The organism is Kitasatospora sp. NPDC051853 (assembly GCF_044452665.1).
Lineage (GTDB): Bacteria > Actinomycetota > Actinomycetes > Streptomycetales > Streptomycetaceae > Kitasatospora.
In genome coordinates, this window is the sequence record NZ_JBITBY010000003.1 from 42,185 (window position 1) to 51,153 (window position 8,969).

Annotated in this window: 7 protein-coding genes; 3 read left to right on the forward strand and 4 right to left on the reverse strand. The window is 73.4% G+C overall.

The genetic code is table 11. The features are described from left to right. Positions 1-11: 11 nt before the first annotated feature. From ACIA8O_RS09255 to ACIA8O_RS09270, 4 genes are all read right to left on the reverse strand, one after another. A complete protein-coding gene (locus tag ACIA8O_RS09255; protein WP_396293002.1) occupies positions 12-2,420 on the reverse strand; it encodes a glycoside hydrolase family 65 protein in 2,409 nt (802 codons plus the stop codon). After that, a complete protein-coding gene (locus ACIA8O_RS09260; protein WP_396293003.1) occupies positions 2,417-3,172 on the reverse strand; it encodes an HAD family hydrolase in 756 nt (251 codons plus the stop codon). The genes ACIA8O_RS09255 and ACIA8O_RS09260 overlap by 4 nt, the downstream gene beginning before the upstream one ends. A gap of 106 nt (positions 3,173-3,278) precedes the next feature. Further along, the gene (locus ACIA8O_RS09265) at positions 3,279-4,061 is read right to left on the reverse strand and encodes a VOC family protein (RefSeq protein WP_396293004.1); all 783 of its coding nucleotides are present in this window, start codon (positions 4,059-4,061) and stop codon (positions 3,279-3,281) included. Between the two features lie 79 nt (positions 4,062-4,140). Further along, the gene (locus ACIA8O_RS09270) at positions 4,141-5,136 is read right to left on the reverse strand and encodes a LuxR C-terminal-related transcriptional regulator (protein ID WP_396293587.1); all 996 of its coding nucleotides are present in this window, start codon (positions 5,134-5,136) and stop codon (positions 4,141-4,143) included. Positions 5,137-5,290: 154 nt separating this feature from the next. On the opposite strand from ACIA8O_RS09270, the gene ACIA8O_RS09275 reads away from it, so the two are divergent. From ACIA8O_RS09275 to lanKC, 3 genes are all read left to right on the forward strand, one after another. Beyond that, positions 5,291-5,704 (forward strand): hypothetical protein, encoded by a 414-nt coding sequence (locus ACIA8O_RS09275; RefSeq protein ID WP_396293006.1) that lies wholly within the window; start codon positions 5,291-5,293, stop codon positions 5,702-5,704. Between the two features lie 96 nt (positions 5,705-5,800). Further along, a complete protein-coding gene (locus ACIA8O_RS09280; protein ID WP_396293008.1) occupies positions 5,801-5,986 on the forward strand; it encodes a hypothetical protein in 186 nt (61 codons plus the stop codon). A gap of 232 nt (positions 5,987-6,218) precedes the next feature. Continuing rightward, positions 6,219-8,729, forward strand: a complete 2,511-nt coding sequence (gene lanKC / locus ACIA8O_RS09285) for a class III lanthionine synthetase LanKC (RefSeq protein WP_396293009.1) — start codon at positions 6,219-6,221, stop codon at positions 8,727-8,729. Positions 8,730-8,969: the final 240 nt, after the last annotated feature.

Genomic DNA, 8,969 nt, shown 5'->3' on the forward strand with positions numbered 1-8,969 from the left:
GGACCGCGCGGCTACTCGGCCGCGAGGTGGGCGGAGGGCTCGACGCCGCTGCCGACGGCCGGGCCGGGGCTCTGCTGGCGGCGGGCCGGTTCGCGGCCGGGCGGCTGGACGCAGCGTTCGACCGGGGCGGGGACGGCCATCGGGCGGGAGGCGGGGCGGCCGGGTTCGACGCGCAGGGGTTCGCCCTCGTGCAGGACGGTCATCGGGTTGCCCCGGCGCAGGGTGTAGGTGGTGCGGGTGTGGGTGATCTCGACGTGCAGCAGGTTGCCGCGGACCACCAGGGCGAAGGCCAGCCGGCGCAGGCCGGCGGGCAGCCGGGGGCGGAAGGAGAGCTGCTCGGCGTGGTCGCGCAGGCCGCCGAAGCCGGCCACCAGGGCCAGGCAGGCACCGGCCAGCGAGGCCATGTGCAGGCCGTCCCTGGTGTTGCCGCCGAGGTCGTGGAGGTCCATCAGGGCGGCCTCGGCGGTGTAGTCGTAGGCCAGGTCGAGCTGGCCCACCTCGGCCGCGATGACCGCCTGGGTGCAGGCGGAGAGCGAGGAGTCACGGACCGTCAGGCGCTCGTAGTACGCGAAGTTGCGGGCCTTCTGCTCGTCGGTGAAGGCGTCCCCGCGCACCTGCATGGCCAGCACCAGGTCGGCCTGCTTGACCACCTGCTTCCGGTACAGGTCGAAGTACGGGTAGTGCAGCAGCAGCGGGTACTTCTCCGGCGGGGTGGCCTCGAAGTCCCAGAACTGGTGCTCGGTGAAGTCGTCGGCCTGCGGGTGCACGCCGAGCTTCTCGTCGTACGGGATGTACATGGCGCGGGCGGCGTCCCGCCAGGCGGCGGTCTCCTCGGTGTCGACGCCGAGGGCGGCGGCCTCGACCTGGTGGCGGGCGGCGGCCTCGGCGGCGGCGCGCAGGTTGGTCTGCGCCATCAGGTTGGTGAAGACGTTGTTGTCGGCCACCGCGCTGTACTCGTCGGGGCCGGTGACGCCCTCGATCCGGAACCGGCCGGCCGCGTCGTGGTGGCCGAGCGAGCGCCACATCCGGGCGGTCTCGACCAACAGCTCCAGCCCGTGGGTGCGTTCGAACTCCACGTCCCCGGTGGCCCGCACGTACCGGGCGGCCGCGACGGCGATGTCGGCGCCGATGTGGAAGGCCGCGGTGCCGGCCGGCCAGTAGCCCGAGCACTCCTCGCCCCGGATCGTCCGCCAGGGGAACACCGCACCGGCCAGGCCGAGTTGGGCCGCCCGTTCGCGGGCCAGCGGCAGCGTGGTGTGCCGCCAGCGGAGCGCCTGCTTGACCGCCTCGGGCAGGCAGTAGGTGAGCACCGGGAGCACGAAGGTCTCGGTGTCCCAGAAGCTGTGCCCGTCGTAGCCGGGGCCGGTCAGCCCCTTGGCGGGGATGGCCCGTTCCTCGCTCCGGGCGCCCGCCTGGAGGACGTGGAAGAGGGCGAACCGGACCGCCTGCTGGAGCTCGACGTCGCCCTCGATCTGGACGTCGCTGGTCTCCCAGAACTCCCGCAGGTAGTCCCGCTGCTCGGCCACCAGACCGTTCCACCCGGTGTACCGGGCGGCGGTCAGCGCGGCCTCCACCTGGTCCCGGACGGCGGGCAGCGAGCGGGTCGCGGACCAGCCGTAGGCGGTGAACTTGGTGAGCCGCAGCTCCTCGCCGGGCTTCAGCACGGTGGTGACGCTGATCCGGGCCTGGTCCTCGTCGGACTCCCCGGTGACGTCGAAGCCCTCCGGGCCCTCGATCACGTGGTCCATCCCGACCGCCACCCGCAGGTTGCTGTACCGGGTGCGGTGCACCAGCACCGCCTTGGTGCCGGTGACCTGGGCGGCCTCGGCCAGCAGCGGGGCCTCCAGTACGGCGGCGGCCCTCGGGTCGGCCTCCTGGCCGCCGGGCAGCTGCTCGTTGGCGACCAGCTCGGACTGGAGCACGATCCGCACCGGCCCGTCCACCGCGGTCACCCGGTAGTCCACCGAGGCGATCGCCCGCTGGGTGAGCGAGACCATCCGGGTGGAGGTCACCCTGACGGTCCGGCCGGCCGGGGAGGTCCACTCGGCCTCCCGCCGCAGCAGGCCGTCCCGGAAGTCCAACCGCCGCTGGTGGCTGCGGAGTTCGCCGTAGCGCAGGTCGAAGGGCTCGTCGTCGACCAGCAGGCGGACGATCTTCCCGTTGGTGACGTTGATGACGCTCTGGCCGGACTCGGGATAGCCGTAGCCGCCCTCGGCGTAGGGCAGCGGGCGCAGCTCGAAGACACCGTTCAGGTAGGTGCCCGGCAGGCCGTGCGGCTCGCCCTCGTCGAGGTTGGCGCGCAGGCCGATGTGGCCGTTGGAGAGCGCGAAGACCGACTCGGACCGGGCCATCGCGGCCAGGTCGAGGCCGGTCTCCAGGACCCCCCAGGGGTCGACGGCGAAGCTGCCGTGCGCGGTCATCCGGTCTCCTCCTGCGTCGGGATCAGCTCGGCCAGGTCGTCCACCACCAGGTCGGCGCCGTGCTCGCGCAGCGCGTCGGCCTGCCCCGTGCGGTTCACCCCGACCACGGTGCCGAAACCTCCGGCCCGGCCGGCCGCCACCCCGGCCAGCGCGTCCTCGAAGACCGCGGCCCGGCCGGGCTCGGTGCCCAGTGCCTCCGCCGCGGCCAGGTAGGTGTCGGGGGCGGGCTTGCCCGGCAGGTGGTCCCGCCGGGCCACCAGGCCGTCCACCACCACGTCGAACAGGTCGTCGATGCCGGCCGCGCGCAGCACGTCCCGGCAGTTGGCGCTGGAGGAGACCACGGCGCGGGGCAGGCCGAGCGCGGCCAGCCGGTGCAGGTACTCCACCGAGCCGTCGTACGGCCGCACGCCCTGCTCGCGGATCAGCCGGAGCACGGTCCCGTTCTTGGCGTTGCCGAGCCCGGCCACGGTGCGGGTGCCGGGCGGGTCGTCCGGGCTGCCCTCGGGGAGGGTGATGCCGCGGGCTGCCAGGAAGGTGCGGGTGCCGTCGAGCCTGGGCCGGCCGTCCACGTAGGTGTCGTAGTCGGCGACCGGGTCGAAGGGCACGAAGGCGGTGCCGGTGCGGTCGGCCTCCTGGCACAGGAAGGCGTCGAACATGTCCTTCCAGGCGGCCGCGTGCACCTCGGCCGTCTGGGTCAGCACGCCGTCGAGGTCGAACAGGAACGCGTGGATGTGGTCCGGAAGCCCCAGCATGGCCTTCAGTCTGGCCCGAATGGCACGGAAAACCGCCCATTCGCGGCGTTTCTGGCGCGTCGTGAACGGGCGGTACCCGGCTCCGGCCCGGCGGGCCGACGGTCCGTCACATCGGGTTGGGCTTCAGCAGGGCGAAGACCGCGCCGTCCCGGTCCCGGACGAGGGCGTTGCGGCCCCACGGGTAGTCGGTGGGCGGCTCCAGCACGGTGCCGCCGGCCTTGACCAGGGCGTCCACGGTGGAGTCGGTGTCGTCCACGGCGAAGTAGGTGCGCCAGTGCGGCGGGGTGCCGGGCGGGTCGTCCGCCAGCGTGCTGACGCCGCCGCTGGAGCGGCCGCCGACGTTGAACGACAGGTACTCGGGCATCTGCTCCATCGGGGCGATGTCCACTCCGAAGACGGCGTTGTAGAACACCCCGGCCGCGTCCGGCGCGGGCGTGTGCAGCTCGTTCCAGACCACCGCCCCGGCCTCGCCCCAGACGCCCGCGCCCGGGAAGTCCACCGGCTGCCAGACCCCGAACACCGCACCGGTCGGGTCGGCGGCCACCAGCATCCGGCCGGTGGTCCCGACGTCCGTCACCGGCATCAGCACCGTCCCGCCGTTGTCGCCGATCGCGGTCAGGGTGGCGTCCGCGTCGTCGGTGGACAGGTAGGTGGTCCAGTTCGGCGGCACCGCCGGCTGCCCGGGCTCCGTCGGCACCGGTCCCATGATCCCGGCCACCGGACGGCCGTTCAGCTCGCAGACCGCGTACCCGCCGAACTCCGGCGGGCCCACCTGCCCCTGCCACCCGAGCAGGTCCCGGTAGAAGTCCAGTGCCGCCTGCTGGTCCTTCGAGGTCAGGTCCACCCAGCAGGGCGTCCCGACCGCGTACGGCTCGGTCACCTCGACCATCCGCGCGTCTCCTCTCCACAGCCGACCCCCGCGGCCCACCCTCACCGGCCGCCGGGGCTTCCGCCACCGGAGCGGGGCGTCAGCGGGAGGCGGGGAGCCACCCGTTCTGGACGGCGTGGACGCCGGCCTCGAAGCGGCTGCGGGCTTCGAGGCGGTCCATGAGTTCGGCGGCGACCCGGCGGGCGGTGCGGGGGGAGACGCCGAGGCGCTTGGCGATGGCCTCGTCGGTGAGGCCCTCGGAGAGCAGGCGGAGGGTCTCGACCTCCTGCGGGGGAAGGCCGTTGACGTCGCGGGCGGGGGCAGTCCCGAGCGGGGTGGCGGTGGCCCAGACGCCTTCGAAGAGGGCACAGAGGGCGGCCACCGTGCCGGCTCCGCGCAGCACCACCGCACCGGTCAGCGCGTCGGCGGTGTCCATCGGCAGGACGGCCTGACATCGGTCCGCGATGATCATCCGGATCGGCAGGGTGGGCACCGTCCGGACCTGCCCGCCCCGGCGGCTGAGCCAGTCCACGTGGTCGAGGGTGGGCTGGTGGTTGCGGACGCTGTCGAGGTAGACGGTGCGCATCCGGACGCCCCGGTCCAGCAGGGCGCCGTTGGGGCCCCGGCTGGCTTCGAGGTCCTCGGCGCTGTGGGCGCCGCCGGGCGCGAAGGTCATGATCTCCTGACGGACCGTCGAGGCGAAGCGCTCCAGTCCGGCCCGGATCTCCTCCGGGCCGACCAACTGCTCGGAGTCCGGTTCGACCGCCCGCGGCCGCAGCGAGGAGCACTCGGCGATGAGCTGGGCCGCCGCCGCCCGGGAGGCCTCGATCCTCAACTGCTGGGCGGCGAGGTCGGCCTGCTGCCGGGCGAGCAGCATCTCCATGGCGGTCTCCGGACCGACCGCCATGAAGCCCAGGCTCTCCTGGTGGGAGGGCCGGACCAGCGCGAGCGCGCTCAACCGGTCCAGCCCGGCACGCAGCTCGTCCTCCGACATCCCCAGCCGGTCCGCCAGGCCGGCGACCCCCTCGCGGGGATGCATCAGCATCGCCCGGTAGACCCGCTCGGCGTCCGCGTCCAGCCCCAACACGTCCAGCACCACGCCAACCCCTCACGGAAGTCGGAAGATATGTACGAATAGCAAACGGATAGTAAGGGCGCTTGACGGACTCCGTGGACGGTTTCTGCAATGGCATGAACCGTCCAGCTTGAGCCCTTGTGTCGCGGATTGCCCCAGTTGGACGATCGGCGCCATGTATCTTGTGCACGCCCAACTCCACGCTCCGGCACGGACGGTGATGCCGCCTCGGACCGTCGAGCTCTTCCACTGCTGCGCCCGGACCGACGACGGCCTGGAGCACGTCACCGTGCATCCGGACGGCGCTCCCGGCCCGTACCCGGACCCCGCGGCCGCCCCCGAGGCCGCAACCGGCCCGGCGGTCGGCCTCTTCCTGACCGCTTCCGGCCTCGCCCTGGCCGAGCTCACCGCCCTGGCGGTCTGCCGCCGGGCCCTGGCCACCCACCCCGAACTGGCCCCGTTCACCGTGCTGAGCTGCGGCGCAGCCCTCGTCCCGGCCTACTTCGACGGCCTGCTGGCCGAGGCCGACGGTGGACTGAATGTGCCACGGCAGATTCCGTCCAAGCGGAGTCCCTTCCATCCGTTCTGACGACCTGACAGATTATGGCCATCGGCAGGGAGAAAGACGGACCGCCGAGCAGGAAACAACCGGAGTGAATTCCTTCCCCCCAAAGGAGTCAGAAAAATGATCGCCACCCGTGCCGCCAAGGTCGCCGCCGCCACTCTCATCGCATTCGGCGCCGCATTCCTGGCCGGCACCGCCGCGATCTCCGGCCCGGCCGCCGGCACCGGCAGCCTGGTCCACGCCGACGGGACGCCCACTCCGGTTCCCACCACCACCCAGCTCGGCGACGTCACCTGGGGCCACTGAGCCACCCGGACCGACACCGACCGCCCCGGAAAGGACACCAGGAAATGACCGAGAACCCGCGATTCCTGACCGATTCCCCCGAGCCCACCGGCCGCACCGAGAGCATTCTCGGGAATTCCCGCCGGAACACCCGTCAGGACTGGATCGTCAACTGACGCACTGACCGCCGGAATACGTTCCGCACCACGACCGCACCACGACCGCGACCGACCGAAGAGAAAGGGGTGGACCAGTGAGGGGAAACCACCACATCTATGCCGGGGCCGATCCGCACTTCTACGACCACCCCGCCGGACGCACCGAGGACCGCCGGTTCGCCGCCTCCGACCGCCCCGCCCCCGAGGGCTGGGTCCGGGACGAGAGCCGCAACTGGGTCTGCCTGGCACCGGCCGGCCGGCCGCTGCCGGACCAGGGCTGGAAGATCCACGTCTCCGCCACCACGGCCGAGGCCGAGGAGATCGTCGAGCTGGTCGGCGCATTCTGCCTGACCGCCGGCCTGGCCTACAAGCACCTGCCCGACCACCGGACCCACCTGCTCAACAACAGCAAGTACGCCCGCCGGGGCAGCAGCGGCAAGCTGCTCACCGTCTACCCCGTGGACGAGCAGGAGCTGCGCGCGACCCTGGACGGCCTCGCCCCGCTGCTGGCCGGCCGTCAGGGCCCGTACGTCCTGGGCGACCTGCGCTGGCAGGACGGACCGCTCTACCTGCGCTACGGCGGCTTCCGCGAGCTGTGGTGCACCGACGAGCGGGGCGACCGGGTGCTCGCCGTGGCGAAGCCCGACGGCACCCTGGTGCCGGACCGGCGCGACCCGTACTTCGAGCTGCCGGAGTGGGTCACCCCGCCGGACTTCGTGGCCGCGCAGATCGCGGCCGACGCGGCGGCCGGCGAGGGCACCGAGCTCCCCTACGACATCGAGAGCGCCCTGCACTTCTCCAACGGCGGCGGCGTCTACCTCGCCCGGGAGAAGGACGGCGGGCGGCAGGTGGTGCTCCGCGAGGCCAGGCCGCTGGCCGGGCTGGACGGATCCGGCGCGGACGCCGTCAGCCGGCTGCGGCAGGAGGCCCGTGCGCTCACCGCGCTGGCCGGGCTGCCCTGGGTACCCGAGCTGTACCGGGAGTTCACCGTCTGGGAGCACCACTACCTGGCCGAGGAGTACGTCGAGGGCGAGACCCTGCGGCAGTTCCTGGCCCGGCACAACCCCCTGATCCGGCCCGAGCCCGACCAGTCGCAGATCACCGCCTACACCGCGCGGGCACTGGACCTCATCGACCAGCTGGAGCAGGCCGTCACCGCCGTGCACGAGCGCGGCTACGCCTTCGGCGACCTGCACCCGGCCAACGTGCTGATCCGGCCCGACGGACGGATCTGCCTGGTCGACTTCGAGGTGGCCCACCGGCCCGGGGTCGACCCGGCCCCGACCATGGGCTGCCCCGGCTACGTCGCCCCGCACGCCAACTCCGGTACGGAGCGCGACCGTTACGGCCTGGACGCGATCCGGCTGGCGCTCTTCCTGCCGATCACCATGGTGCTCGACCTGGCCCCGGGCAAGCTGGACGAGCTCGCCGACGCGATGGCCGAGCTGTACCCCGTGCCGGCCGCGCACACCGAGCGGGTCCGCACCGGGCTCCGCCGCCCCGGCCACCACCCCGCCGGCGGGCGGGAGTTGTTCGACGGCCCCGGCGAGGAACTGCGGGCCGCCGTGGTCCGGGCGATCACCGCCGCAGCCACCCCCGGCCGCACCGACCGGCTCTTCCCCGGCGACCCGGCCGGCCTGCGGGACGGCGGCTACACCCTGGCGCACGGCGCGGCGGGCGTGCTGCACGCCCTGGACGCCACCGGGCACCCGGTGGACGAGGAGCACACCGAGTGGCTCCACCGGACCGTCCGCCACACCACCGACCCCCGGCCCGGGCTGTACGACGGGCTGCACGGCGCGGCCCTCACCCTGCACCGGCTCGGCCGTACCGAGCAGGCGCTGGAGGCGGTCGCCCGGGCCGGGCGGCCCACCACCCCCGGACTGCGGTCCGGCCTCGCCGGAGTGGGCCTGACCCTGCACCAGCTCGCCCTGGCCACCGGAGACGGCGGTCTGGAGGACGAACTCCGCTCCGTCACCGACCGGTTGGCGGCTGCCCTGGACGCACCGTGGACCGGCGCCGGGCTGCTGACCGGACCGAGCGGAGCCGCCGAGTACTTCCTGCACCGCTACGAACAGGAGCCCGACCCGGCCCTGCTGGACCTGGCCGCCCGCGCCCTGCGGGCCGACCTCGCCAACTGCGCCACCAGCGAGGAGGGCGCCGTCAACCTCAAGGACGGCGCCCGGCTGCTGCCCTACCTGGGCACCGGCAGCGGCGGCATCGGGCTGGCCCTCGGGCACTACCTGCGGCACCGGCCGGACGAGGAGTTCGCCGCCGCACTGGACGGCATCCTGTACGCGGCGCGGGCCGGGTTCACCGTCTACGCCGACCTGTTCGCCGGCCGGGCCGGACTGCTGGCGCTGCTCACCGAGCACCGCGACCGGCCGGGCACCGAGGAACTGATCGACCGTCACGTCCGGCGGCTCTCCTGGCACGCCGTGCCCTACGGCGGCGGGCTGGCCTTCACCGGAGAGCAGCTCTACCGGCTCTCCACCGACCTGGCCACCGGCTCCGCCGGCGTCCTGCTCGCCCTGCACGCCGCCTCCGGCGCGCCGCTCGCCCTCCCCGGGCTGAGCCCCGCCGCCCAGCTCAGCCCCACCGGCTGACCCCCTCGGCCCCACCGGCCGACCACCGACTCTCCCGGACGACCGTCCGCGGAGCCGAGCACTGCCCTACCCGAAGGAGCCACCCCCATGGCCGAGATCCTCAAGCTGCAGAACCTGTCCGTCGCCGACGTCGAGGACGTCCGTGACGAGTGGAGCACCATCTCCAACCACTGCGTCGCCCCCCAGGGCGAGAACGCCTGAAACCCCCGCACCACCCCTCACCACACCAACACACCCAGG

What these genes read in the sequence shown, in the direction of transcription:
- ACIA8O_RS09255 (WP_396293002.1), bottom strand. Translation starts at nt 2,420, where the DNA reads ATGACCGCGCACGGCAGCTTCGCCGTCGACCCCTGGGGGGTCCTGGAG.
- ACIA8O_RS09260 (WP_396293003.1), bottom strand. Translation starts at nt 3,172, where the DNA reads ATGCTGGGGCTTCCGGACCACATCCACGCGTTCCTGTTCGACCTCGAC.
- ACIA8O_RS09265 (WP_396293004.1), bottom strand. Translation starts at nt 4,061, where the DNA reads ATGGTCGAGGTGACCGAGCCGTACGCGGTCGGGACGCCCTGCTGGGTG.
- ACIA8O_RS09275 (WP_396293006.1), top strand. Translation starts at nt 5,291, where the DNA reads ATGTATCTTGTGCACGCCCAACTCCACGCTCCGGCACGGACGGTGATG.
- ACIA8O_RS09280 (WP_396293008.1), top strand. Translation starts at nt 5,801, where the DNA reads ATGATCGCCACCCGTGCCGCCAAGGTCGCCGCCGCCACTCTCATCGCA.